Source organism: Desulfonatronum thiodismutans (genome assembly GCF_000717475.1).
GTDB lineage: Bacteria > Desulfobacterota > Desulfovibrionia > Desulfovibrionales > Desulfonatronaceae > Desulfonatronum > Desulfonatronum thiodismutans.
The window spans coordinates 537,787-561,688 of the sequence record NZ_JPIK01000004.1; the positions used below are offsets into that span (position 1 = coordinate 537,787).

The 23,902-nt window shown below is 59.7% G+C and carries 23 protein-coding genes; 9 read left to right on the top strand and 14 right to left on the bottom strand.

Annotation, left to right across the window (positions count from 1 at the left end):
* Window positions 1-59: 59 nt before the first annotated feature.
* The 3 genes from GY33_RS0103110 (at window position 60) to GY33_RS0103120 (ending at window position 2,701) form a co-directional block, all read left to right on the top strand.
* Window positions 60-899: an amino acid ABC transporter ATP-binding protein gene (locus tag GY33_RS0103110; RefSeq protein WP_051822249.1), complete on the top strand. Its 840-nt coding sequence runs from the start codon at window positions 60-62 to the stop codon at window positions 897-899.
* Entirely contained in the window at window positions 896-1,750 is an 855-nt protein-coding gene (locus GY33_RS0103115; protein WP_051822238.1) for a transporter substrate-binding domain-containing protein, read from the top strand. Before GY33_RS0103110 ends, GY33_RS0103115 begins: the two co-directional genes overlap by 4 nt.
* Window positions 1,751-1,816: 66 nt before the next feature.
* Window positions 1,817-2,701, top strand: coding sequence for an amino acid ABC transporter permease (locus GY33_RS0103120; RefSeq protein ID WP_031385935.1), 885 nt, complete (start codon window positions 1,817-1,819; stop codon window positions 2,699-2,701).
* Between the two features lie 65 nt (window positions 2,702-2,766).
* Here the strand turns inward: GY33_RS0103120 and GY33_RS20845 are convergent, their stop codons facing one another.
* The 6 genes from GY33_RS20845 to GY33_RS0103145 form a co-directional block, all read right to left on the bottom strand.
* The gene (locus GY33_RS20845; protein WP_152555045.1) at window positions 2,767-3,717 is read right to left on the bottom strand and encodes a hypothetical protein; all 951 of its coding nucleotides are present in this window, start codon (window positions 3,715-3,717) and stop codon (window positions 2,767-2,769) included.
* A 43-nt stretch (window positions 3,718-3,760) separates the two neighbouring features.
* A complete protein-coding gene (locus GY33_RS0103125) occupies window positions 3,761-4,474 on the bottom strand; it encodes an ABC transporter ATP-binding protein (RefSeq protein ID WP_031385936.1) in 714 nt (237 codons plus the stop codon).
* A gap of 2 nt (window positions 4,475-4,476) precedes the next feature.
* Window positions 4,477-5,265: an ABC transporter ATP-binding protein gene (locus GY33_RS0103130; RefSeq protein ID WP_031385937.1), complete on the bottom strand. Its 789-nt coding sequence runs from the start codon at window positions 5,263-5,265 to the stop codon at window positions 4,477-4,479.
* On the bottom strand, window positions 5,262-6,221 hold the full coding sequence (locus GY33_RS0103135) for a branched-chain amino acid ABC transporter permease (protein ID WP_031385938.1): 960 nt from the start codon (window positions 6,219-6,221) through the stop codon (window positions 5,262-5,264). Before GY33_RS0103135 ends, GY33_RS0103130 begins: the two co-directional genes overlap by 4 nt.
* A complete protein-coding gene (locus GY33_RS0103140; protein WP_031385939.1) occupies window positions 6,218-7,123 on the bottom strand; it encodes a branched-chain amino acid ABC transporter permease in 906 nt (301 codons plus the stop codon). Before GY33_RS0103140 ends, GY33_RS0103135 begins: the two co-directional genes overlap by 4 nt.
* Before the next feature lie 106 nt (window positions 7,124-7,229).
* Window positions 7,230-8,357 (bottom strand): branched-chain amino acid ABC transporter substrate-binding protein, encoded by a 1,128-nt coding sequence (locus GY33_RS0103145; protein ID WP_031385940.1) that lies wholly within the window; start codon window positions 8,355-8,357, stop codon window positions 7,230-7,232.
* 348 nt (window positions 8,358-8,705) lie between these two features.
* Here GY33_RS0103145 and GY33_RS0103155 point away from each other — a divergent pair, with 348 nt between their 5' ends.
* The 4 genes from GY33_RS0103155 to GY33_RS0103170 are packed head-to-tail and all read left to right on the top strand — an operon-like array spanning window position 8,706 to window position 12,972.
* A complete protein-coding gene (locus tag GY33_RS0103155) occupies window positions 8,706-10,121 on the top strand; it encodes a M16 family metallopeptidase (RefSeq protein WP_051822239.1) in 1,416 nt (471 codons plus the stop codon).
* Entirely contained in the window at window positions 10,102-11,469 is a 1,368-nt protein-coding gene (locus tag GY33_RS0103160) for a M16 family metallopeptidase (RefSeq protein WP_084184746.1), read from the top strand. Before GY33_RS0103155 ends, GY33_RS0103160 begins: the two co-directional genes overlap by 20 nt.
* 29 nt (window positions 11,470-11,498) lie before the next feature.
* Window positions 11,499-12,107, top strand: coding sequence for a DUF1007 family protein (locus GY33_RS0103165; protein ID WP_031385943.1), 609 nt, complete (start codon window positions 11,499-11,501; stop codon window positions 12,105-12,107).
* Window positions 12,108-12,144: 37 nt separating this feature from the next.
* The gene (locus GY33_RS0103170) at window positions 12,145-12,972 is read left to right on the top strand and encodes an ion transporter (protein ID WP_031385944.1); all 828 of its coding nucleotides are present in this window, start codon (window positions 12,145-12,147) and stop codon (window positions 12,970-12,972) included.
* 184 nt (window positions 12,973-13,156) lie between these two features.
* Here the strand turns inward: GY33_RS0103170 and mreB are convergent, their stop codons facing one another.
* The 3 genes from mreB to GY33_RS21625 form a co-directional block, all read right to left on the bottom strand.
* Entirely contained in the window at window positions 13,157-14,182 is a 1,026-nt protein-coding gene (mreB, locus tag GY33_RS0103180; protein WP_031385945.1) for a rod shape-determining protein, read from the bottom strand.
* A 173-nt stretch (window positions 14,183-14,355) separates the two neighbouring features.
* Window positions 14,356-15,417 carry a GAF domain-containing protein gene (locus GY33_RS0103185; protein ID WP_051822240.1) on the bottom strand — a complete coding sequence of 354 codons (1,062 nt, stop codon included), beginning with the start codon at window positions 15,415-15,417 and terminating at the stop codon, window positions 14,356-14,358.
* The gene (locus GY33_RS21625; RefSeq protein ID WP_326923838.1) at window positions 15,414-15,725 is read right to left on the bottom strand and encodes a DUF6485 family protein; all 312 of its coding nucleotides are present in this window, start codon (window positions 15,723-15,725) and stop codon (window positions 15,414-15,416) included. Before GY33_RS21625 ends, GY33_RS0103185 begins: the two co-directional genes overlap by 4 nt.
* Before the next feature lie 227 nt (window positions 15,726-15,952).
* On the opposite strand from GY33_RS21625, the gene GY33_RS0103190 reads away from it, so the two are divergent.
* A complete protein-coding gene (locus GY33_RS0103190) occupies window positions 15,953-16,393 on the top strand; it encodes a Fur family transcriptional regulator (RefSeq protein WP_031385947.1) in 441 nt (146 codons plus the stop codon).
* Between the two features lie 253 nt (window positions 16,394-16,646).
* Complete coding sequence (gene msrB, locus GY33_RS0103195) at window positions 16,647-17,768, top strand: peptide-methionine (R)-S-oxide reductase MsrB (protein WP_035271030.1); 1,122 nt, start codon at window positions 16,647-16,649, stop codon at window positions 17,766-17,768.
* 88 nt (window positions 17,769-17,856) lie between these two features.
* Here the strand turns inward: msrB and GY33_RS0103200 are convergent, their stop codons facing one another.
* The 5 genes from GY33_RS0103200 to ccsA all read right to left on the bottom strand — a co-directional run bounded on the left by GY33_RS0103200 (window position 17,857) and on the right by ccsA (window position 23,898).
* Window positions 17,857-18,321, bottom strand: a complete 465-nt coding sequence (locus GY33_RS0103200; protein ID WP_031385949.1) for a PaaI family thioesterase — start codon at window positions 18,319-18,321, stop codon at window positions 17,857-17,859.
* Window positions 18,322-18,323: 2 nt separating this feature from the next.
* Complete coding sequence (gene pgi, locus GY33_RS0103205) at window positions 18,324-19,967, bottom strand: glucose-6-phosphate isomerase (protein WP_031385950.1); 1,644 nt, start codon at window positions 19,965-19,967, stop codon at window positions 18,324-18,326.
* Window positions 19,968-20,003: 36 nt separating this feature from the next.
* Window positions 20,004-21,110, bottom strand: a complete 1,107-nt coding sequence (gene aroC / locus GY33_RS0103210; protein WP_031385951.1) for a chorismate synthase — start codon at window positions 21,108-21,110, stop codon at window positions 20,004-20,006.
* Window positions 21,107-23,104: a polysaccharide biosynthesis protein gene (locus GY33_RS0103215; RefSeq protein ID WP_084184747.1), complete on the bottom strand. Its 1,998-nt coding sequence runs from the start codon at window positions 23,102-23,104 to the stop codon at window positions 21,107-21,109. Before GY33_RS0103215 ends, aroC begins: the two co-directional genes overlap by 4 nt.
* 119 nt (window positions 23,105-23,223) lie before the next feature.
* Window positions 23,224-23,898: a cytochrome c biogenesis protein CcsA gene (ccsA, locus tag GY33_RS0103220; protein WP_031385953.1), complete on the bottom strand. Its 675-nt coding sequence runs from the start codon at window positions 23,896-23,898 to the stop codon at window positions 23,224-23,226.
* Window positions 23,899-23,902 lie beyond the last annotated feature (4 nt).

Here is a 23,902-nt window from a genome sequence, read left to right on the forward strand (position 1 = left end):
AACCATGAACCATGAACCATGAACCATGAACCATGAACCACAAATCCCAGAGCAGCCGCATGACCGCAAACGCCGACCAACAGGAAACGATACGGAAAAACACGCGCCTCGGCCCGGAGATCATCTCCGTCCGGGACATCGTCAAGACATATCCTGGAGGGTTGCGCGCCCTGGATCATGTTTCACTGTCCGTACGGCAAAAGGAGGTGGTGGTGATCATCGGGCCGTCCGGCTCGGGCAAGTCCACCCTGCTGCGCTGCCTGAACGGGCTGGAGGAGATCGATTCCGGAGAAATCGTCATCGACGGCGTGCCCCTGGACGACGATCCCCGAAACCGGCTGACCATCCGAACCGAGGTGGGCATGGTCTTTCAATCCTTCAACCTGTTTCCGCACATGACCGTGCTCCAAAACATCAACCTGGCCCAGGAGCAGGTTCGGGGCAAAACCCGGAAGGAGGCCGGGGAAGCCACCATGGCCCTGCTCGCCCGGGTCGGCCTGACGGACAAGGCCCGGGCCTATCCGGCCCAGCTTTCCGGCGGTCAGCAACAGCGCGTGGCCATTGCCCGGGCTCTGGCCATGCACCCCAAAGTGATGCTCTTTGACGAGGCCACCAGCGCCCTGGACCCGGAAACCATCGGCGAAGTCCTGGAGGTGATGAAGAGCCTGGCCCGGGACGGCATGACCATGGTCGTGGTCACCCATGAAATGGGCTTTGCCCGGGAAGCCGGGGATCGGGTGATCTTCATGGAGGACGGGCGACTCCTGGAGCAAGCCTCCAGCGACGACTTTTTCAGCAACCCGAGACAAGAGCGCACCCGCGACTTTCTCGGCCAAATTCTGTGCGGACCGGTTCCCGGCCCAGCGGAGTCAACCCCTAACGCGAAGGAGCAATTATGAACACAAAAACACGCAAACTCGCCTTTACTACTCAGGCGGCCCTGGTGGCCCTGGCGGCCGGCTTGATCCTGCTGATCGCCGCCCTGGCCCAGGCCCAGAACATCAGCCAACAGATCACCAGGGAAAGCACCCTGACCGGAATCATGGAGCGCGGGGCGTTGCGGGTGGGCTTCGATACCTTCGTGCCCTGGGCCATGCAGGACAAGACCGGAGAATTCATCGGCTTCGAGATCGACGTGGCCAAGCGTTTTGCCGAGGATCTGGGCGTGCGCGTCGAACTCGTGCCCACGGCGTGGCGGGGGATCATCCCGGCCCTGCTCACGGGGAAGTTCGACCTGCTCATCGGCGGAATGAGCATCCGGGCGGATCGGGCCCAGCAGGTCTACTTCAGCATGCCCTACTACTTCACCGGCCAGGCCCTCGTGGCCCACAAGGAAAAGGCCGCGGGCTTCACCGCGCTGGAGGACTTCAACAAGCCGGAAGTGACCATCGTTGCCCGCACCGGAACCACGGCCCAAAGAGCCGCGGAAAACCTCTTTCCCAAGGCCCAGCGCAAATACTTCGACAAGGAGCCCCAGGCCGTCCAGGAACTGCTCATGGGCCGGGCCCACGCCCTGATCGGCAACGCCCCCCTGCCCTCTCAGGAGGCCATCAAGAACCCGGACCGGTTGTTCCTGCCCGTTGAAGGCAACCTGACCAACGAGCCCATCGGCATCGCCATGCGCAAGGGCGATCCGGACCTGCTCAACTACGTGAACAGTTGGATCCTCCAGGTCACCGGCGAAGGTTGGATCCAGGATCGCTATACCTACTGGTTCACGACCATGGACTGGAAGGACCAGGTGGAATAACCGACCACGAAACACACTTCGGCTGGGCAACGGTTGTTGCCCAGCCCCTCTCTCTAAAAAAGCTCCATGACTTCCAAGCGGACCCGCTTCACCCCCCTGGACGCCGTCCTGATCCTGGCCATCGTCGCCTTTGCCGCAGTCTTCATCTGGCGCGTCCACGCCACCCTGGACTACCAGTGGCGCTGGCACCTGCTGGCCAATTACCTGCTACGCTGGGATGAAACGGCCGGCCGCTGGGTGCCCGGCCTGATCACCCAGGGGTTGCTGACCACGATCCGACTCAGCATCTGGACCATGCTCCTGGCCACGGTAATCGGCGTAATCATGGGTCTGGCCCGGTGCGGCAAGTCCCTGTTCCCTCGGATGGTCGGCTGGACCTACGTGGAGGTGGTCCGGAACATCCCGCCCCTGGTTCTGATCTTCATTTTCTATTTTTTCCTGGCGGACCAGCTGATGACCCTGCTGGGCGTGGAAGCCATGCTCCGCAACCTCCCGGACTGGGGCAAGGAACTGTTGGCCTGGGTGGCCGTGCCCGTGGAAAGGATGCCCAACTTCCTGGCCGCCCTGCTCACCCTGGCCGTGTACCAAGGGGCCTACATCACCGAGCACGTCCGATCCGGAATCCAGTCCATCGAACGGGGCCAGCGCGAGGCCGCCTACGCCCTGGGCCTTTCTCCCTGGCAGCAGATGCGCCACGTAATCCTGCCCCAGGCGGTCTCCCGAATCGTCCCCCCGCTGTCCGGCCAGTTCATCGCCACCATCAAGGACACGGCCATCGTCTCGGTGATCAGCGTCCAGGAACTGACCTTCCAAGGCCTGGAACTGATGGCCTCCACCTACATGACCTTCGAGATCATGATCACCATCACCGCACTCTACCTCCTCCTGACCCTCACCTTCTCCACCCTCGCCGGCCGCGTGGAACGCCGCCTGCGCCGGGCGTATGGGTGACGGACGGATGAGTGAGAAAACACCGGAGTCAAAAACGTCCGGCATTCTACAAAAATTTTTGAAATTCAATTGTACTGTTTAATTATAGATGCGAAAATGAAACGACTAAGTTCATAGCACCCCTGATCAATAATTGGATTCCAGATAAACCTTCCTTCACTATTTCGAGATGCTTCGGATAAAAATTGGAGCCCAAGCCTTAAATCATCCGGGGTCTGTCGTATATTTGTTAATCGAAAAGACAATACAACATTAATATAATGCTGTGCTGTCGTAAAATAACGAAGATGTAACAGACCAGAAAAAGAATTACCGGATATGCGATATTCTTCGACCTTTTTTCTCAAGTCAACATTACAGACGACGATACACGCTCCACCAGCTGAGATATTTTCGAGCCAAATTGGAGCAGGAGGCTTTAAAGCAACAGGCTTTCCTATTTTCAAATTATTACGCAGGTCTTGTGAAAGATCAAAAAAATCTTGCAAAAATTTTGTAGCCTCAATTGGTAAAAGATTGACAAAATCAATAAGTAAACGGTCAGCAGTAATTCGTGGATATTTTCTATCTAAAACAACAACTTCTCCAACAGGTTCAACAAGCAAAGCTGCAATACTTTCCGAGATCGTTTTGATTCGCCGCAATTTGCATGAACATGCGTAAAAGCGAGGCCCTGAGTTATCAGATGAGATAGAGAAACGAAAAATCAAGTCCGTCTCTAAAGCAGCCTCATAACGACTTATTTCCTCATTCTTTACTACAAGCACCAACAAGTCATCCTTAAAGCCTTTCACGCGACAAACAAGGGGCTTTAATGCAATAACATAAATAAAAAATTCAAGAGAGGCTTCGACATTATGTGGAATCCGCTCCAGAATTAATCTGCTATGATAACTTTGTTGATACTTTCCGGTTTGCTCGTCATTTTTGCTATTAAGTTTCCATCCTCGTTTTTCGAGTTGTTTGGACAGATTGCCAATAAAACGTTCAGAAGGGATATCCGGATCGGAAGTCATCAATATTCCATTTTCCAGCCTGAAGTCTCACCGCTTAACCAACCTAGCCCGCTCCCCCCAGATATGCATTCTGCACTTCCGGGTTGGCAAGCAGGGCATTGGCCGAGTCTTCGAGAACGATTTTGCCCAATTCCAGGACGTAACCCCGGTCGGCCAGTTTCAGGGCCAAGCGGGCGTTCTGCTCCACCAGGACGATGGTCACACCGGACTTGTTGATTTCCCTTACCGTGGCAAAGATGGATTTAACCAGGATCGGAGCCAGCCCCAGACTGGGTTCGTCCAAGAGCAGGATCTTAGGGTTGGCCATCAGGCCGCGACCGATGGCCAGCATCTGCTGTTCCCCGCCGCTGAGGGTCCCGGCAAGCTGGCTGCGACGTTTGTGCAAGATGGGAAACATCTCATAGACCCAGTCCAGGTTCTTGCGGATCTGGGCTTGGTCCGTGGCGGTAAAGGCCCCTAGATGCAGATTCTCCCTCACGCTCAGGGTGCCGAAGACCCGTCGACCTTCCGGAACCTGGGCCAGGCCCAGCTTGACGATGTCGTGGGCCTCCAGCTTGTGCAGGGGCTTGTCCTCCAGGAAAATCCCGCCGCCGGACGGCTTGACCAGGCCGCTGATGGTCATAAGGGTGGTGGACTTGCCCGCGCCGTTGGCCCCGAGGATGGTCACGATCTCGCCTTGGGCCACGTTCAGGTTGAGCCCGTGCAGCACCTGCACGTTGCCGTATTTCACTTCCAGGTTTTCAATTCGCAGCAGCATGATCAAAAGTCCTCATCATCTTCGTCCGGGGCCCCCAGATAGGCGTCGATGACCCGTTGATCCCTTTGGATTTCCGCCGGAGTGCCCTGGGCGATCATGATGCCGTACTCCAACACCACCAGTTTTTCGCAGATCTTCATCACCAGATTCATATCATGCTCAATGAGCAGCACCGTGACCCCGCGCTCCCGGATCTGCGTGATCAAATCCACCAGAACCTGGGTCTCGTAGTCGTTCATGCCCCCGGCCGGTTCGTCCAGAATCAGGAAGCGCGGCTTGGTGGCCAGGGCCCGGGCGATTTCCAGGAGGCGTTGGTTGCCGTAGGACAGGTTCCGGGCCGCCAGATCCAGATGAGGCCGCAGGCCGACGAAATCCAACTCGCTCACCGCGATCTCCAGGGCCTCGCGCTCCTCCCGCTTCTGCCAGGGCAGCCGAAGCATGGCTCCGATCACGCCGGAACGCATCCGGCAATGGCACCCCGCCAGGACGTTTTCCAGGGCGCTCATGTTCTGGAACAGGCGGATGGTCTGGAAAGTCCGGGCGATACCCAGGGTGACGATCCGGTTGGTGCGCATGTTCACGATGTTCCGTCCGTCGAAAAGGATTTCACCCGAATCCGGACGGTAGTTACCGGTGATCAGGTTGAACACCGTGGTCTTGCCCGCGCCGTTGGGACCGATCAAGCCGACGATGGCCCCGTGGTCCACGTCAAAACTGACCTGATTCACGGCCATGACCCCCCCGAAGGACTTGGTCAGGCTGGTCAGCCGCAAAAGCGGAGAAGCACTCATTTCCCACCTCCCCGGCCCGAGGACAGAAAATCTAGATTGAAGGTTCTTGGCGGCGGCGGGAGGATGCCCTTGGGCCGAAAGATCATCATCAGGATCATGGCCGCGCCGAAAATGAGCATCCGCGCCCCGGCGAACTCCCGAAAGACCTCGGGCAAGCCGACGATTAGAAAAGCGCCCAGGATCACGCCGCGAATGTTCCCGGACCCGCCCAGGATGACGATGGTGAACATGACCACGGATTCCCAGAAGGTGAAGGACTGGGGCGAGACGATGGTCATCTTGGCCGCGAAGATGGTCCCGGCCATCCCGGCCCAGAACGCGCCCAGTACAAAGGCCACCAGCTTGTAGTGCGCAGCGTCGATCCCGCTGCCCTCCGCGGCCACGTCGTCCTCGCGGATGTAGTTCAGGGCCCGGCCAAAACGGGAGTTCTCCAGGCGCAAAAAGAAAAATACCGTGATCGCGGCAAAAGCGAAGATCAGGTAATAAAAATCATGAGGCGTACGAATCACATGGCCGAACAAAACCGGACGACTGATCCCGAAAATCCCGTTGGACCCGCCGGTGATCCCGAAAACGTTGTTCACCAGGGCAATGCGGACGATCTCCACGATGCCGATGGTCACAATGAGCAGATAGTCCCCGCGCAAATGGATGATCGGCCGGGCCACCAGCAGGGCGAAGAATCCGGCCACCATCCCGGAAAGAGGCATCAGCCAGAGCACCGGAATCCCGAATTGGGTGTTCAGGATGGCCGTGGTGTAGGTGCCCATGGCAAAGAACGCCGCGTGCCCCATGTGGAAAAGGCCGGCGTAGCCCAGAATGATGTTCAGGCTCAGGGCCAATACGGCATAAATGCCGATGGAATTGAGCACGTCCACCCAATAGGCGTTCAGCCAATACGGGGCCACGAGCAGGGCCGCCACGACGAGAATGTTGATGATGGTCGCCGGTTTCATACTTTATCCGCCACGCGTTCGCCCAGGATGCCCGTGGGCCGGAAGATCAGGATCAGGATCAGAACCATGAAGGAAATGGCGTCCTTCCAGGCCAGGGAAATGTAGGTCGCGCCCATGGCCTCGATCACTCCCAAAAGCAGACCGCCGAGCATGGCCCCGGGAATGTTCCCGATCCCCCCGAGGATGGCCGCGGTAAAGGCCTTCAGGCCGTAGACCCAACCCATGGTGAAGTTGATCTGGCCGTAGTACAGACCGACCATCATCCCGGCGGCTCCGCCCAGTGCCGGACCGATCAGGAAGACGTACATAATCACCCGGTTCACGTCGATGCCCATCAACTTCGCCGCGCCCTGATCAATGGCCGCGGCCCGGATGGCCGTGCCGGTTTTGGTCCGCTGCACGAAATAATAGAGCCCGGCCATCATCACCAGGGAGGCGGCGAAAAGCACGATGCGCATCACCGGGATGTCCACCCCAAACAGGGAAATCGACGTGGTGGGCAGCAGGTCGTGGGGATAGACCCGGAACCGGGCCCCGTAGATGAGCATAATCGCGTTTTGGAAAAAGATGGACGCGCCCAACGCGGAAACCACCGCGGACAACCTGGGCGAAGTGCGCAGCGGACGATAAGCCGTCCGCTCCAGCAACGCGCCGATCACGGCCACCAGCCCCATGACCATCAACGCCAGCACGATAATCCCGGCCACCGGCCCGATATGGTCGGTCAGGCCCAGGGACAATAGCAGGGTCAGACCCAGAAAAGCGCCGATGGTGAACAGGTCGCCGTGAGCGAAGTTGATCAGCTTGAGCACGCCGTAAACCATGGTGTAGCCCAGGGCGATCAGGGCGTAGATCCCGCCCACGGCCAGCCCGTTGGTCAGTTGTTCGAGAAAAAGTTGCATGGCATGTCCTTCGGATGGTGGTCGGTGATGGGGACGACGGATCGTCGTCGGACATCCATCATGTAGTAGGGGCGGGTTTTACACCCGCCCCTGGAATCGTCGATGTTTACGGTTGCAGAATGAACCGGCCTTCGCCGTCCACCTTGTACACGCGGTACAGTTCGCCGACCCGGTCGCCCTTGTCGTCAAAGGCGATTGTGCCGGTCAGGCCTTCGAAATCGGTCAAGCCGGTGCGCAGATACTCGGCGATCTTGTCCGGTTCGGTGGAGCCGGAACCCTTGATGGCGGCCACGATGACGTTGAACGCGTCGCCGGCCAGCACGGCCCAGACCGAAGCGGGGTCGTCATTGTACTTGGCCCGATAAGCGGCCATGAACGAGGTGGCTTCGGGAGAGTCCAGGTCCTGGGGCACGGGCGGGCTGAGGAACATGAAACTCTCGGCGGCCTCCTTCCCGGCGATGCTCACCAGGTCCGGATTGTTGGTGGCGTCGCCGCCGATGAAGGGCACGTCCCAGCCCATGCCTTTCTTTTGACGCAGCAACAGTCCGGCTTCAGGGAAGTAGCCGGTAAAGAGCACGACTTCGGGAGCGCGGGCGCGCAATTGGGAAAGGATGGCGCTGTAATCCCGCTCGCCGGGGGTCAGGGCGTCGAAGAAGACGATCTCCACATCACTATCCTTGAGCAAGGCCTGAGCCTCGTCGGCCAAGCCCTTGGCATAGGTGGTGTTGTCATGCAGGATGGCTACCTTGCCGAAGCCCATGTCCTTCAGGGTGGTGGCCGCCACCAACCCCTGCTCGTCGTCCCGGGGGGAGGTCCGGAAGAAGTACCGCAGGCCCTTTTCACTCAACCGAATGGCCGTGGAGCCCGTGGCCACCTGGACGATCTTGTTTTCATCGTAGATGTTCTGGCTGGCCTCGGTGATGGAGGAGCCGTAGGTTCCGATGACCGCGACGATGCCCCGGGTGGACAGTCGCTGAGCAGCCAAAGCCGCCGTACGCGGATCCCCGGCGTCGTCCTCGGCCACGATCTCCACCTTCTGCCCCAACACGCCCCCGGCGTTGTTCAATTCTTCGGCCAACAGATCCACGATCTGCTTCATAGCCTGCCCTTCACTGGCCCAGGAGCCGGTCAAGGGCGCCATCAGACCGATCCGGATCTGCGCGTGGGCCTGGCCGATCAACAGGGGCAACGCCAGCAGTCCCGCCAATACAGTCAACAACAGTCGTTTTTTCATGCAAGTGCCTCCTTGCGGGGAAAAGGGTTAACCACACCTCGTTCGCGTAAAATCTTCCTCATACGCTCTGAACCATCGATCGTTCCAGGCGAGGGACCGAAAACATCCACTGCCCAGACTGAAACCGATCGGGATTTATACGGTGAAAAACGTGGAAAATCAACAACCTTGCAAGATAAACAGGCCTGCGATAATTTGTCGAACCAAGCATGAACTAACTCTTCGTCATTGCAGCACAATCAAACCCGGTCTTTTCACGCCCCCTTGCCAAGCCCGCCCCGAGTGTTCATTTTATGAAATTGATCCATCGTCCCACCCATTTCAACAACCTGGAATAAAATTCTCATCATGCTTAAATTCAAAACTTTGATTCTGATTTGCTGGTTCGTGGTCCTGTCGCTTCCGGGCCAGGCCCAGACCCAGGCACGGGCCGACGTCGTGGAACACCGCCTGGAGAACGGGTTGACCATCCTGGTGCTGCCGGATCCCCGCGCTCCGGTGGTCATCAACCAAATCTGGTACGACGTCGGCTCCAGGCACGAGCACAGCGGCATCACCGGAATCTCCCACATGCTCGAACACATGATGTTCCGGGGCAGCGAAGCCTATCCGCCCGGCGAGTTCACCCGGATCATCGCCCGCCTCGGCGGCAATCAGAACGCCTTCACCGGCCAGGACTTCACGGCCTACTACCAGGTTCTGGGCAGCGCGCATTGGGAAACGGCCATGGCCATGGAGGCCGAGCGGATGCACGCCCTGCGCCTGACCGAGGAGCAGTTCCAACCGGAGAGGGACGTGGTTGTCGAGGAGCGTCGATTGACCCGGGACGACCGTCCCACTGCCCTGCTGCACGAACAATTCATGGCCGCGGCCTTTCTGAACAGCCCTTACGGCCACGGGGTGATCGGCTGGATGACCGACATCGAGAACTATACCTTGGAGGACGTCCAGGCCTGGTACGACGTCTGGTATGCTCCCAACAACGCCGTGGTCGTGGTGGTGGGCGACGTGGACCCGGACGCGGTGATCGAGGCGGCCCAGCGCCATTACGGACCTATTCCCGCCCGCCCCTTGCCGGAAATCAAACCTCGGACCGAGGTCCCCCAACGGGGCGAACGAAGAGTCGTCCTGCGGGTTTCAGCGGAGTTGCCCCACCTGACCATGGGTTGGAAAACTCCGAGCATTCCAACGCTTCTGGCCGCCGACGCCGCCCCAGACGACGCCTACGCTCTGATGGTCGCGGCCGGCGTCCTCGGCTCCGGACGCTCCTCCCGCCTGGATCGTGAACTGGTTCGCGGACAGGAACTGGCCCTGGGAGCCGGCGCCGGATACAGCGGATACAGTCGTTTGGAAACCTTGTTCACCCTTTCCGCGACCCCGTCATCCCAGTCCGACATCGAAACCCTGGAACAGGCCCTGCTGGACCAAGTTCGGCGTCTGATCGAAATCCCCGTGGACCAAGCCGAACTGCAGCGGGTCAAGGCTCAGGTCATCGCGTCGGAAGTCTATCGCCAGGACTCCCTGAACGCACGGGCCTTCGAACTGGGCATGCTGGAAACCATCGGCCTGGGATGGCGGATCGGCGAGGAGTACGCCGAGCGCATCCGGGCCGTGACCGCCGAGGACGTCCAACGCGTCGCCGGGACCTACCTGATCCCGGACACCCGCACCGTGGCCATCCTGGACCCATTGCCCATGCCCGGAATGAACGGCTCCGCCTCCCCAAACCGCCAAGGACCCCATCATGACCCGTCCGACAACTAACCCGGTTCTTCATCCTTCCATCAGCCCGGCAGCCTTTGCCCTGCTGTTGCTGCTCGGCCTTTTTTGCGGGCCAACGACCTCGGCCCGGGCCGCTGACTTTGAAACCTGGACCACGTCCAACGGGCTGCGTGTGCTTTTCGCTCCGACCCCGGCTCTGCCCATGCTGGACATCCGGCTGGTCTTCGACGCCGGTTCGGCACGGGATGACCAGCATGGCGGACTGGCCCGGATGACCAACCTGGCCCTGGCCTTCGGCACATCGGAGTTGGACGCGGACACCGTGGCCGAACGCTTTGAGTCCGTGGGGGCTCAGTTCAGCACCAGCGCGGCTCGGGACATGGCCATCGTCCGCTTGCGCACCCTGACCGAGCCGGACTGGATGGAAGCCGCCGTGGCGGCCTTTGTTTCCCTGCTCGCTAACCCGGCCTTTCCCGAGGACGATCTGGCCAGGGCCCGCCGCCAGACCCTGCAAGCCCTGCAGCGGGAGCGCCAGGAGCCCGGGGCCATGGCTTCCAGGAAATTCTACCGTATGGCCTACGGCGACCATCCCTACGCCGCCCACCCAGTTGGAACGGAGCAGAGCGTTCCCACTTTGAAGGGGCCGCTGGTTCGGGATTTTTTTCAACGCCACTACACCGCGCAAAACGCCGTCCTGGCCCTGACCGGCGACCTGTCCATGAACGCCGCACAGGCATTGAGCCAACGCATCGGCGAGGCGCTGCCCCAGGGCGAACGACCAGCGGCCCTGCCCTCACCGGAAATGCCGTCCAAACCGATCCTGGAGCACATTCCCTTTCCCTCGGAGCAGGCCCATATATTCATGGGCACACCGCTCCTGCGCCTGGACGACCCGGACCGTTTTTCCCTGAGCGTGGCCAATCACGTTTTCGGAGGCGGCGGGTTCACCTCCCGACTCTTTCAGGACGTGCGCACCGAGCGCGGACTGGCCTACTCCGTTTCCAGCCACATTCAACCCATGGCAGCGGAAGGTCCGTTCCTGATCACCATGCAGACCGGGGTCCATCAGGCCGCAAACGCTTTGAACGTGCTGCGCGACGCCCTGGCCGCCTTCATCAACGATGGAGTGACCGAGGAGGAACTGGCCGCGTCCAAGGATAACATCATTGGCCGCTTTCCCTTGGGCCTGGCCTCCAACAGCGACATCGCGGCGACTTTGGGGATGATCGGATTCTACAACCTTGCGCCGGACTACCTGACCACGTACACCGACCACGTCGCGCGGGTCACTCGGGAAGACGCCGGAGACGCCCTGGCCCGTCGACTGGCGATGGACCGGGTGGTCACGGTGGTCGTGGGTGGGCCGGATGGTCTTTTTCAAGAGGATTAACCTCATCGGTACAGCCAAGGAACAACGCCATGCACCGGCTCCGTTGGATCAGCCTCTTTCTGGCCGTGACCACGCTGCTCTTTATGACCGCTCAACCAGCCCGGGCCCATCCCCACGTATGGGTGGATTACGGCATTGAGGCCCGGTTCGACGCCGCGGGGCTGGTTGGCTTTCAGCACCGCTGGACATTTGACGAAATGTTCAGCAGCCAAATCATGGAAATGTTCGACGCGGACGGAGACGGCGTCTTTTCCGCCGAGGAAATCGAAGAGGTCCGCCAGGGAGCGTTCGAGTATCTGAGCGAATACGACTACTTCATTCAGATCAAGGTCAACGGCTCCCCCTTCCACGTGGCCTCGGTCACGGACTTCCGGGCCTCCATCCAGGGCCACCAGGTGGTCTACGACTTTTTCGTCCCCTGTCCCATCCCGGCCGGAGCGGAGCCGAAAACCGTGCACCTGCTGGTCGCGGACATGGAATATTTCGTGGACCTCGGTCTGAAAAAGGACGGCCTGTCCATCAGCGGCCAGGAGCATGTCACGGTACGTTCCGCGTTTCACAGCAGCGAGGCCTTTTCCTTCTGGGGCGGAGCTTGGGAACCCAGGCATCTCACCATAGAGTTCCAGAAATCGTCCTGACCTTACTTCCTCAACCATCACCCAACGAACCAACCGCATGACCATCACACCCAGCACCACCACCCGCGATCGAATCCTGAACCTCGTTCAGAACAGCCGATTTCAGAATGCTATTATTTTCGTGATTATCATCAACGGCATCGTTCTCGGCCTGGAAACCTCGGCTTGGGCCATGGAACTGGCCGGCCCGTTGCTTCTGGGCATCGACCGGATATGCCTGACCATTTTCATCGTAGAGATCGGACTGAAGCTGTACGCCCAGCGCCGAAACTTCTTCCGGGAAGGATGGAACGTGTTCGATTTCCTGGTGGTGGCCATCTCCCTGGTACCCAGCCATGGAGGATTGGCAGTGCTGCGATCGCTGCGCGTGCTGCGGGTGATGCGGATGATCTCCGCCCTGCCCAACATGCGCCGGGTCATCGCGGCCATGCTCCACGCCCTGCCCGGAGTCAGTTCCGTGGCCGGCATCGTGGGCATCATCTTCTACGTCGGCGCTGTGATCTCCACCAAACTCTTCTCGGCAGCCTTCCCCGAGTGGTTCGGCTCCATCGGCGGCTCGTTATACACCTTGTTCCAGATCATGACTCTGGAAAGCTGGTCCATGGGCATCGTCCGACCGGTGATGGAAGTCTACCCGTACGCCTGGATGTTCTTCGTGCCGTTCATCATCGTGACCACGTACACGGTCATCAATCTGGTGGTGGGAATCATCGTCGGGGCGATGGAGGAAAAGGCCATTGAGGAAGGGACAAAAGAGGACCCGGCCAAGGTCTGGCTGAAACTTGAAAGTCGCCTGGAGGCGATGGACGCCAAACTTGCGGAATTACTGAAGGAAAAAGAAGGGCGGACCAACGGTCCGCGCTAATTGGTTTCCATCCGGAAATTCTTTTGTTTCCGGATGCTGAAACTGCCGGTTTTTAATTCGGAAACGAGCATTTTTTTTGCCAAGGAAGTCAATCAATTATGATGAGGCGTATAGCAATACGTTGACGAAATAATTGTGAAGACTGACGCAGCCAAAAGGAAAAAGGGCCGTTTTCGGATGAATACTAATTGATGAACACAGAAGCGTACCGCTTCTGGTCCTCAAGCACCTTCCCCACGCCACGCACCACGGTGGTCAGCGGATCGTCGTCCTTGATCACCTGGATATGGGAACTTTCGGAAATACGATCGTCCAGTCCCTTGAGCAGCGCTCCGCCTCCGGCCAGGTACAGGCCGTTGGTGGCCACGTCGGCCACCAGTTCCGGCGGGGTCTTTTCCAGAGCCCTGCGAACCGCCAGGACGATGGCGTTGACCGGCTCCTGGATCGCCTCTCGGATTTCAGCGTCATGCAAGGTCAGGGTGCGGGGATTGCCGTCCACCATGTTTTTCCCCCCGACTTCGATGGAAAGCGGTGTCTTCAACGGATAAGCCGAGCCGATGAAAATTTTGACCCTTTCAGACATGTTTTCACCGATCAGCATCTGGTACTTGTCCTGAACGTACCGCTGAATCGCCTCGTTCATCTCGTCCCCGGCAATACGCACGGACTCGGAGTAGGCCACGGAAGAAAGCGAAAGCACGGCCACCTCGGTGGTGCCGCCGCCTATGTCCACGACCATGTTCCCGATGGGCTGATCAATGGGCAACCCCGCGCCGATGGCCGCGGCCATCGGCTCCTCGATCAACCGGACTTCCCGGGCTCCGGCCTGGGTCCCGGACTCGATGACCGCCCGCTTTTCCACCTGCGTAATGCCCGCCGGCACGCCGATGATGATCATCGGCTTGACCAGCCGCATCCCTCGGATCACCTTGCGCACGAAGTAGGCGATCATCTCCTTGGTGACCTCGAAGTCCGCGATGACTCCGTCCTTCAGCGGACGAATGGCCCGGATGCTTTTCGGGGTCCGCCCCAGAAACTCCTTGGCCTCTCTGCCCACCGCAAGCACGTTTCCACTTCGGTTGTCCAGGGCTACGACGGACGGCTCGTTCAGGACAATCCCGTCTTTGGGCGTATAGACCAGGGTGTTGGCCGTACCCAGGTCCATGGCCAGGTCCTTGCTCATGAACGAAAAAAAACGTTGAAAAAACATCGTGGCAGTCCACCTTGTGGATTACGGATAGTGTGCGGCGAAAGCCGGAAGCAACCGAAACGAGGCACGAAAACCAAGTCGGGCCGGATGGCCTGCGGAACGCGAAAATATATCGCAAGCCCTGAAGATCGCCCGCGACTCACGACAAGGCCGTCAGAACTGATACAGCCGCCTCAGCTTGGTGGCAAGTCCTGGCCGTCGATATTTCGAAAGATCGGGGACGTTTTAGGGGAGAGTTGGGATTGCAGCTTGCTCACCTGGTTTTTGAGATAGAGATTTTCCAGAAAAAACTCCAGATATTCCGTTACCAGACGCAAAAAGAACCGCATTTCATCGGCGATATCTCGAGGGGCCTCGTCGGCGAGAATGAGTACCGCCCTGGTCCGCTTGTGCACGCTCAGCGGGAGGCAGATCACGGTGTGCAAGGCCAGTCCCCCGATGACGTCCTTGGCGAAAAGGGTCGCCCCGGTATGCCCGGACTCGGCATCCGCGGAAAAGACCGGTTTTTCGTTTTTGAACACCCAGCCCACAAGTCCGCTGCCGAAGGGATATTTCTCGCTTTTCGAACGCTGAGCGATGGGAAAGTCGTCCGTCCAGCCCTCGATGAAAAAATTTTGACCGTACTCGTCTCGCGCGGCCAGGGCCACGTGTTTGATCTGCGTGGTGCGGGCCAGGATATGGAGGAATTGATGCAGATAGGCGGACCAAAGCGGATACCGTTGGCGAAGCTCCTGAAGTTCCCGCAAGGCTTGGTAATAGACGAAATCCTGCCTATTGGTCTCCTGGCGGCAGGAGTCCAACTGCAATTTGGAAATGAATTCCGCGAACTGATGCAGGATTTTTTGGTCCTTGGTGCTGAAGGAGTAGCTTTTCTTGCTGTCCACGCAGACGATCCCCTGCCCGTCGCGCAAGGGGCATCCCATGAACGACTTGACCGCGGATTCGCTTCGCCCGGAGTAGTATCCCAAAGATTCGGTCTGCAACTCGAAGTTGTTGACCAGGAGCGGCTGATCGTTGCGTAAAATCCAGCCCACCAACCCCTTGCCAGGCACGACCTCCGCTCCCTCGGCCAGGTCGTCCCCGAGGCTGAAATGCGCCGCCATCCTCAGAACCCCTTCCTCGTCGGGCAGGAACAGCACCGCCGAGTAAGCGTCAAAGGTGTTGGCCACGATGCCGAGAAGATGTTTCAGGCACCCCATGTTCAAGGAGTCCATGGGGTTCAGGCGAAGTGTCATTTGGGCGTACGTCTTTGCACGAAAAATTCGATGCTTCGATTGTAGGAACGTTCTTCATCCTCGGTGAAATAACATGCCGGCAGTTCGCGACGCTGGCGATGGTAGTGCAGGCACTCACAGCATAGCCCATGCTTCGGGCAGCCCTGGTGCGTACATGTACAAAATTTGGTATTGATTCGGATTCGCGGGCATTGACTGTTCTTGGTCATGAAACGCTCCAAAAGTCGAGGAATCAGAGGGACTGGGGGCCTCGGCCCTTCATTTTTCCATCCGCTGTCGAACGCAAGTCTTCCTTTCTTTCGCGCCATCCGATATGCAACCACTTAGTACATTCCATTCTTGGCCGACTTTAGAAGCTGGAACCCCACTTAACTAACTGGCGCGTCATGGCCATACACCCATAAATTCTCTTGGCCTCAATGTCAATACATTGAAATTACTTATTTTTTACCCGCACCCGCACTATAGGGCATACATTGACAGAGGATGTGATGCGCTGTAGAGCAAAATCAATCTTTCCTTGGAGATGCCTACCATGCACGATGCGCGCAATCAGTTTTTCCACTTCCTGAGCAAGAAAAAGCTCAAGTTCACCGCCCAGCGTGGCCTGATTTTCGATGTTTTCTGGAACACGAAGGACCACGTCTCCCCCGAGGAACTCTACAATCTGGTCAAGCAGATCGATCCGCGTGTCGGGCAAGCCACCGTCTACCGGACCCTGAAGCTGCTCTCCGACTCCGGGATCGCCCGGGAGGTCAACTTCGGGGACGGCGTCTCCCGCTACGAGCCGACCTTCGGGCAAGCCCATCACGACCACCTGATCTGCACCAGTTGCGGACGCAGCGAAGAAGTCGTGGACCACCAGATTGAAAGCCTCCAGGAACAACTGGCCAAGGATCACGACTTTACCTTGACCGGCCACAAAATGTACCTGTTCGGACTGTGCCCGCACTGCCGGGGAAGCGGCAGAAAGTAGCAGCACCGCCTCCCCTCCGACGACGCCCTCCCTCAGGGCCCCGACCACCCCGCACGACGCTTCACGTGCGCATACATGAATGCGTCTTGTCCATGCCTTTGAGTCATTTCCCGACTCCACCGCCCCACAATCTCCTTGCCTAAAAAGGCTTCCGGCACTGTTTTTCTCCACCCAGTCGCACACACCTTCTTGCCATATCGGTTCCCGATCTTATTTGATCGACTCCGACAAACTTTCCACGCAAGAGACAAGAATGAGCAAACACACAGGCACATACACATCCACTATCATGGCACTGATTACGATTCTGAACCTGATGATCGCGACAACCATGGCTGAAGCCAAGGAGAGAACCATGCAGCACGCCCCTGAAACCATCCAGACTGCCACCCTGGCCGGCGGGTGCTTCTGGTGTCTGGAATCCGACCTCCGCAACCTGGACGGCGTCCTGGAAGCGATTTCCGGCTACACCGGAGGAACCGTGGAACACCCCACCTATGAGCAGGTGGTCGGCGGCGGTACCGGCCATGTCGAGGCGGTCCAGGTCCGTTTTGATCCCACTAAGACGTCCTACTCCGAAATCCTGGACGCCTTTTGGCGCTCCATCGATCCCACGGATCCCGGCGGTCAGTTCGCGGATCGCGGATCGCAGTACAAGACCGCCGTCTTCTACAACGACGAGTCCCAGCGCATCGCAGCCGAAGCCTCCAAGCAGGCCCTTGATGCCTCCGGCCGGTTCTCCAAGCCCGCGGCCACGTTGATCCTTCCGGCCCAAGCCTTCTATCCCGCCGAGGACTACCACCAGAATTACTCCGAAACCAACCCGGCCCACTATCAGCGATACCGGGTGCTATCCGGTCGTCAACCCTTCCTGGACGCGCATTGGAGCGACACCGTGGTCCAGCCGCGCTCCACGGCCAAGGGATTTGCCGCCCCGTTCGTCAAGCCTTCCCGTGACGCGCTGCAAGCCAAGCTAACCCCGCTCCAGTTCCAGGTCACCCAGGAGAATGGTACGGAACCGCCTTTCAAGAACGCCTACTGGGACAACAAACGTCCGGGAATTTATGTGGACGTGGTCTCCGGAGAGCCGCTGTTCAGCACCCTGGACAAGTTTGATTCCGGCACGGGATGGCCCAGCTTCTCCAAGCCCTTGGTCGCTGAGAACATTACCGAGCACGTGGACCGCAAGTTGTTCATGCGCCGCACCGAGGTCCGCAGCAAACACGCCGACTCCCACCTGGGCCACGTCTTCCCCGACGGTCCGGAGCCCACCGGCCTGCGCTACTGCATCAATTCCGCAGCCCTGCGCTTCATCCCCCAGGAAGATTTGGAGCAGGAGGGCTACGGGCAATTCACAACGCTGTTCCGGAAATAGTTCCGGAAATAGCTGCTCTCGGATGTTTCCCGTAATGCAAAAAGGCGGCCTTTTGGGCCGCCTTTTTGCGTTACGTCATCCAAGGAGATCAACCTTGCGATTCCATATTCGCGGGCATGGGCGCGGCCACCACTTCACCACGGACCGTGACCACGCCATTTGCCAGAACTTCCACCTCCACCACCAGCTTGCGTCGCTTGCGCTCCCGGACCCGTCCGCGCAGCTCCAGTTCCGCGCCCAACGGGGTGGGCTTGAGAAAATCCACGTGCAATGAGGCGGTGACATATCGCCCCAGAGGCTCGCCTGCGGCGCGGTCAGCTCCCGCCGCGGCGGCCGTCCCCACGCCGTGGCAGTCCACCAGCGAAGCCAGCAGTCCGCCATACACAAACCCCGGCACGGCGATATGCTCCGGTTTGGGCGTAAACATGGCCACGGACGTTTGCCCGTCCCAGAAGCTTTTCACGTGCAGCCCGTCCGGATTGTTCCGACCGCAACCGTAGCAATGGCTGAGTTCGTCGGCGTACTGATGTTGGATAGGGATTAGTGATTTCATGATCACCCACGCATCTGTTTATACGCAGCGATCAGCCCGTTGGTGGACGCGTCATGTCCGGATACAGGACCGTTCCCGGACAGTTCCGGCAGGATGGCCTTGGCCAGTTCCTTGCCCAGCTCCACGCCCCATTGATCAAAAGAGTTGATCCGCCAGATGACGCCCTGGACGAAAATCTTGTGCTCGTACAGCGCGATCAGGCTGCCCAGGACGTGGGGCGTCAGCTTTGGAAAGAGGATCGAGTTGGTGGGCCGATTGCCCGGAAACACCTTGTGCGGCAGGATCTTTTCGATCCGCGACCGGTCCATGCCCGAGGCCTCCAGTTCCCGGCGCGCCTCGGCCTCGGTCTTGCCGCGCATCAGGGCCTCGGTCTGGGCGAAGAAATTGGAGAGCAGGATTTCGTGATGGTCGCCCAGGGGGTTGTGGCTCTGAGCCGGAGCCAGAAAGTCCGCCGGGATCAGCTTGGTGCCCTGGTGAATGAGCTGATAAAAGGCGTGCTGCCCGTTGGTTCCGGGCTCGCCCCAGATCACCGGACCTGTGGAATGATCCGTCGTCTCGCCGTCCCGAGTGACCCGCTTGCCGTTGCTTTCCATGTCGCCCTGCTGAAAATAGGCCGGAAAACGGTGCAGGTACTGGTCATAGGGCAAAATAGCATGGCTCTGGGCGCCCAGAAAATTATTGTACCAGATACCCAGCAAGGCCAGAATCACCGGCACGTTGCGTTCCAGCGGAGCGCTCCGGAAATGCTCGTCCATGGCAAAGGCCCCGTCCAGCAGTTCCTCGAAACGGTCCATGCCGATGAACACGGCTATGGGCAGCCCGATGGCCGACCACAGGGAGTAGCGCCCACCGACCCAGTCCCAGAACTCGAACATGTTCGCCGGGTCGATGCCGAATTCGCGAACTTTCTCCGTGTTCGTGGACATGGCCGCGAAGTGTTTGGCCACGGCCGCCGGGTCGGTCAGAGCGCGCAGCAGCCAATCTTTGGCCGTGTGTGCGTTGGTCAGGGTTTCCTGGGTGGTGAAGGTCTTGGAGGCCACCAGGAACAGCGTGGTTTCCGGATCGCACAGCTTCAGGGTTTCGGCGATGTGCGTGCCGTCCACATTGGACACGAAATGCATCCGCAGGTCCGGATGGCCGTAGGGCTTCAGCGCTTCGCTGACCATGTACGGCCCCAGGTCCGATCCGCCGATGCCGATGTTGACCACGTCTCGAACCCGCTTGCCGGTAAACCCCAGCCATAGTCCATCCCGGACTGCGTCGCTGAAGGTGCGCATCTTGGCCAACACAGCCCGGACATCCGCCATCACGTCCCGCCCGTCAACCTTGATCGCCCGCTCGGACCGATTGCGCAGCGCCACATGCAAAACAGCCCGGTTTTCCGTAAAATTGATCCGTTCCCCGCCGAACATCCTGCCCCGCCACGTCTCCACCTCGGCTTCCCGAGCCAAGTCCAGCAAGCGGTTCATGGTTTCTTCAACGATGAGATTCTTGGAGTAATCCACGAGAATATCATTCACCGTGGCCGAGAATCGCTCGAACCGACCGGCGTCCTCAGCAAAAAGATCTCGCATGTGCCGACGCTTCATGACCTCGGCCTGGCTGGCCAGGGTCTTCCAGGCGGATGTTGCCGTCAAGGTGCTCATGAGACTACCTCCAGGGGAGAGTATTATTGGGAAAACTTACGACCGCGAATGCCTCGCCGTGCGGTGCAGCAGGAGCATGTCAGCAAGGGTCAGGCAGACCATGGCCTTGAGCACCGGAACGATCCGGGGGATGGCGCAGATGTCGTGGCGACCGCCGATATGCAGCTCGTGCTCCCGGCCGTGCCGGTCCACGGTGGTCTGAGGCTTGGCAATGGAGGGGATGGGCTTGACCGCGACCCGGATCACCAGGGGCTGACCAGAGCTGATCCCGCCGAGAACGCCTCCGGCGTTGTTGGAAGCGAATCCCCCTGCGAGGATCGGGTCGTTGTTCGCGCTGCCCAGCATCCGGGTCGCCGCGAACCCGGCCCCGATTTCCACGCCCTTGACCGCGCCCACGCCCATCAGGGCATACGCGAGACGGGCGTCCAGCTTGTCCAATACGGGCTCGCCCAAGCCCGCCGGAACCCCCAGGGCCTGAATCTCAACGATCCCGCCAAGGGTGTCGCCCTGGCCGCGAACCTCTTTAATTCGCTCCTCCCAGGGTCCGACCAGCCCGGCATGGGCCGCAAAAAACGAACGATTTGCCACGCCGTCCAGATTCACTCTCCGGCTTGTTCCGGAATCCGCCTCACTATTATGGTTCACGCTCTCCAGCCCGATACCGCCCAGTTCCACCGTGTACGCGGTCACGGTGACGCCCTGCGCGGCCAGGACCTCCTGGGCAATGCCTCCGCCCACCACCCGGCAAACGGTCTCCCGGCCCGAGGACCGTCCACCGCCGCGGTAATCCCGAATTCCGTACTTGGCCTGATACGTGATGTCCGCGTGTCCCGGGCGGTGTAGGAACTCCAGCGGTCCGTAATCCCGAGAACGTTGGTCCTCGTTGGCAATGAAGAAGCCGATGGCCGTGCCCGTTGTCCTGCCCTCAAACACTCCGGAGAGCAGCCGGACCCTGTCGGCCTCCTTGCGGCTGGTGGTCCCCAGCCCCTGGCCCGGCTTGCGGCGGTCCAGTTCCCGCTGGATCACGGCCTCGTCCAGGGCGATCCCCGCCGGACAGCCGTCCACCACGCCGCCCAGGCCGGGACCATGGGACTCGCCAAAGGTGGTCAGGCAAAAGACGCGCCCGATGGTGTTTCCACTCATGCCCTCTCCTTCAGGCTTTCGGTTGGGTTTCCCCCGGCGCTCTCCATCACCGACTCCAAGGCGGCCTTTTCCTCCACATCAGTGGAGACAAACAGCGGATGCCCGCACTGCGCCTTGTACTCCGGGACGACTCGACCGAGGATGTCCTTGATCGCGACGGCGTCGTGCCGCCCGGCCGCTTCCTGGAGCTGGCCCAGCAATCCGTAAAGAGCCGCCAACCGAACGTTCCAGTCCTCGGTCTCGCCGTTTTGGCCGTCCTCGCGCAGGACCATGATTTTCTCATGACTGGTGCTGTCCACGCCCTCGGTTTCGGTGATCAATTCCTCAAAGAGCTTCTCTCCCTCCCGGGGCCCGGTAATCACGATGGGGATGTCCACATCCGGCACTTTCCCGGAAAGTCGGATCAGGTCACGGGCCATGTCCAGGATGCGTACCGGCGTGCCCATGTCCAGAACGAAAATTTCCCCGCCCTTGCCCAGGGTCGCGCTTTGCAGGATCAACTGCACGGATTCGGGAATGGTCATGAAGTAGCGGATCATTTCCGGATGGGTCACGGTCACCGGCCCGCCCAGTTCGATCTGGCGGCGAAAGAGGGGGATCACCGAGCCGGACGACCCCACCACGTTCCCGAAGCGCACGGCCATGAACCGGGTCCGGCCGTTCTGGATGCCCCGCAACAGCAGCTCGGCCACCCGCTTGCTGGCGCCCATTACGTTGGTGGGCCGCACCGCCTTGTCCGTGGAGACCAGCACGAAGCGCTGCACCCCGTGGGCCAGAGACTTCTCCATGACCACCTTGCTGCCGACGATATTCGTTGACACCGCCTGCCAGGGATTGTTCTCCAGCATGGGAACGTGTTTGTAGGCAGCCGCGTGGAAGACCACCTCCGGGGCATAGGCGGTGAACACGTCCTCCATCAGGGCCTCGTCTTGCACCTGCCCCAATACCGGGACATAGGCCGTGAAACGATGCTCATGCTCCAGTTCCATCTGAATGGCGTAGAGGTTGGTCTCACCGGAGTCCAGGAGGATCAGCCTCCTGGGCGCGTAGCGGATAATCTGGCGACACAGTTCCGAGCCGATGGATCCGCCGCATCCCGTGACCAGGATGGTCCTGTCGGCCAGGATCCCCCGGATGCCTTCATTATCAAGGATTACGGCCGGTCGGCCCAGCAAATCCTGAAAATTGACCTCCCGCAGGGAGCGGACGCTGACCTTGCCGTCGATGATCTCTCCGATCACCGGCAACGTCTTGAAAGGGATGCCCACCTGTTTGCACAACTCGACGATGGAACGCATCCGGGTGCCGCTGACCGAGGGCAGAGCGATCAGCAGTTCATCCGGCACCAACTTTTCCACCACGTACGGCAGCATGGAGATTTCTTCCAGTACCGGAACCCCGTGCAGAGTTCGTCCCCGCTTGCCCGGATCGTCGTCCAGAAAGCCCAGCACGTGATGATCCAGGTCCGGATTTTCCTGGATCTCCCGCAGAATCTTCTCCCCGGCGTCCCCGGCCCCCAGGATCAGCACTCGCTTGCCCTTGGGCGTGCGCCGCAGGGGAACGCACCAGGGGAAATTGCGAATACTGCCCTGCATGGTGTAACCGGACCGGATCACCATCCGCAGCCCTCCGGCAAAAAGCATGGTAAAGGCCGCGTCCAGCACGAACACCGTGCGCGGATACCCTTCCAGGCGGTTCCAGGTGAACATCAGGGCCACCAGAAGCAGGCTGCTGATCAACGCCGCCTGGACCACATGCCACAAATCGCCCAACCCCGTGTACCGCCACATGCCGCGGTACAGCCCGAAAACGGTGAACACCACCAGTTTCAGCGGGAGGGCGATCATCACCAAGTGAATCATCTGCGCCTGGTAGAGGTCATCCACATGGAAATCAAAGCGAATCAGATAGCTCAGGACCATGGCCAGGGCGAACAGCAGGCCGTCGGTCAGGAACATGACGTAGAGTTTGGGATTTTTGAACTGGTGAAACATGGTCGGCGAGAATCGAGAAAAAAAGAGAAGGCTCAATGTCGACGGAGAACCGTTGACGATACGAATACGCGTGGGCTTTCGACGCCCGGAGACTCAGGGTTCGTCGCTCCCGGAACGACTTAAAGTCGGGCGGCCCAAAGGCCGTCCAGACGGTCCTGAGCCAGAATCTGTCTGACGCGCAGGCCAACCAAGACAACCCAAAGCAGGCCAACTCCCGCCAGGGAAACGCCCATGGCCTGCCACATTTCGGGTTCCATGCCCCCTCCGGAAGAGGACATCACGGACGGATGAATGCTGCGCCACAACCGGGTGGAGAAAAAGACCAGCGGGATGTCCACGAAGGCCACGATGCCCAGCACCGCGCAGAGGGTCCGGCGTTTGACCTCGGGGATCGGGGAGGTGCGCAGCACCAGGTAGCCCATGTACACGAACCACATGATCAGGGCCGTGGTCAGCCGGGGGTCCCAGGTCCACCAGACGTTCCAGATGGGCCTGGCCCACAGGGAACCGGTGATCAGGGCCAGACCGCTGAACAAAACGCCCAGCTCCGCGGCCGCGCCGGCCAGGGCGTCCCAGACCGGGGTTTTGCGCACCAGCACGCCCACGCTGCCCACGAAGACCAGAAAAAAACTGAGCAGGGCCCACCAGGCCAGGGGCAGATGGAGGTAGAATATCTTTTGCACCAGCCCCATGGTCGCCTCCACCGGGGCATGCAGCCAGATGGCCAGATGCGCGGCCACCAGGGTCAGCGCGGCTACCACGGCCAGGGTCGAAAGCAAGGCGGAATTTTTCATGAGC

Coding starts and splice junctions, on each gene's coding strand:
- GY33_RS0103110 (WP_051822249.1), top strand. CDS start 60: ATGACCGCAAACGCCGACCAACAGGAAACGATACGGAAAAACACGCGC.
- GY33_RS0103115 (WP_051822238.1), top strand. CDS start 896: ATGAACACAAAAACACGCAAACTCGCCTTTACTACTCAGGCGGCCCTG.
- GY33_RS0103120 (WP_031385935.1), top strand. CDS start 1,817: ATGACTTCCAAGCGGACCCGCTTCACCCCCCTGGACGCCGTCCTGATC.
- GY33_RS20845 (WP_152555045.1), bottom strand. CDS start 3,717: ATGACTTCCGATCCGGATATCCCTTCTGAACGTTTTATTGGCAATCTG.
- GY33_RS0103125 (WP_031385936.1), bottom strand. CDS start 4,474: ATGCTGCTGCGAATTGAAAACCTGGAAGTGAAATACGGCAACGTGCAG.
- GY33_RS0103130 (WP_031385937.1), bottom strand. CDS start 5,265: ATGAGTGCTTCTCCGCTTTTGCGGCTGACCAGCCTGACCAAGTCCTTC.
- GY33_RS0103135 (WP_031385938.1), bottom strand. CDS start 6,221: ATGAAACCGGCGACCATCATCAACATTCTCGTCGTGGCGGCCCTGCTC.
- GY33_RS0103140 (WP_031385939.1), bottom strand. CDS start 7,123: ATGCAACTTTTTCTCGAACAACTGACCAACGGGCTGGCCGTGGGCGGG.
- GY33_RS0103145 (WP_031385940.1), bottom strand. CDS start 8,357: ATGAAAAAACGACTGTTGTTGACTGTATTGGCGGGACTGCTGGCGTTG.
- GY33_RS0103155 (WP_051822239.1), top strand. CDS start 8,706: ATGCTTAAATTCAAAACTTTGATTCTGATTTGCTGGTTCGTGGTCCTG.
- GY33_RS0103160 (WP_084184746.1), top strand. CDS start 10,102: ATGACCCGTCCGACAACTAACCCGGTTCTTCATCCTTCCATCAGCCCG.
- GY33_RS0103165 (WP_031385943.1), top strand. CDS start 11,499: ATGCACCGGCTCCGTTGGATCAGCCTCTTTCTGGCCGTGACCACGCTG.
- GY33_RS0103170 (WP_031385944.1), top strand. CDS start 12,145: ATGACCATCACACCCAGCACCACCACCCGCGATCGAATCCTGAACCTC.
- mreB (WP_031385945.1), bottom strand. CDS start 14,182: ATGTTTTTTCAACGTTTTTTTTCGTTCATGAGCAAGGACCTGGCCATG.
- GY33_RS0103185 (WP_051822240.1), bottom strand. CDS start 15,417: ATGACACTTCGCCTGAACCCCATGGACTCCTTGAACATGGGGTGCCTG.
- GY33_RS21625 (WP_326923838.1), bottom strand. CDS start 15,725: ATGGCGCGAAAGAAAGGAAGACTTGCGTTCGACAGCGGATGGAAAAAT.
- GY33_RS0103190 (WP_031385947.1), top strand. CDS start 15,953: ATGCACGATGCGCGCAATCAGTTTTTCCACTTCCTGAGCAAGAAAAAG.
- msrB (WP_035271030.1), top strand. CDS start 16,647: ATGAGCAAACACACAGGCACATACACATCCACTATCATGGCACTGATT.
- GY33_RS0103200 (WP_031385949.1), bottom strand. CDS start 18,321: ATGAAATCACTAATCCCTATCCAACATCAGTACGCCGACGAACTCAGC.
- pgi (WP_031385950.1), bottom strand. CDS start 19,967: ATGAGCACCTTGACGGCAACATCCGCCTGGAAGACCCTGGCCAGCCAG.
- aroC (WP_031385951.1), bottom strand. CDS start 21,110: ATGAGTGGAAACACCATCGGGCGCGTCTTTTGCCTGACCACCTTTGGC.
- GY33_RS0103215 (WP_084184747.1), bottom strand. CDS start 23,104: ATGTTTCACCAGTTCAAAAATCCCAAACTCTACGTCATGTTCCTGACC.
- ccsA (WP_031385953.1), bottom strand. CDS start 23,898: ATGAAAAATTCCGCCTTGCTTTCGACCCTGGCCGTGGTAGCCGCGCTG.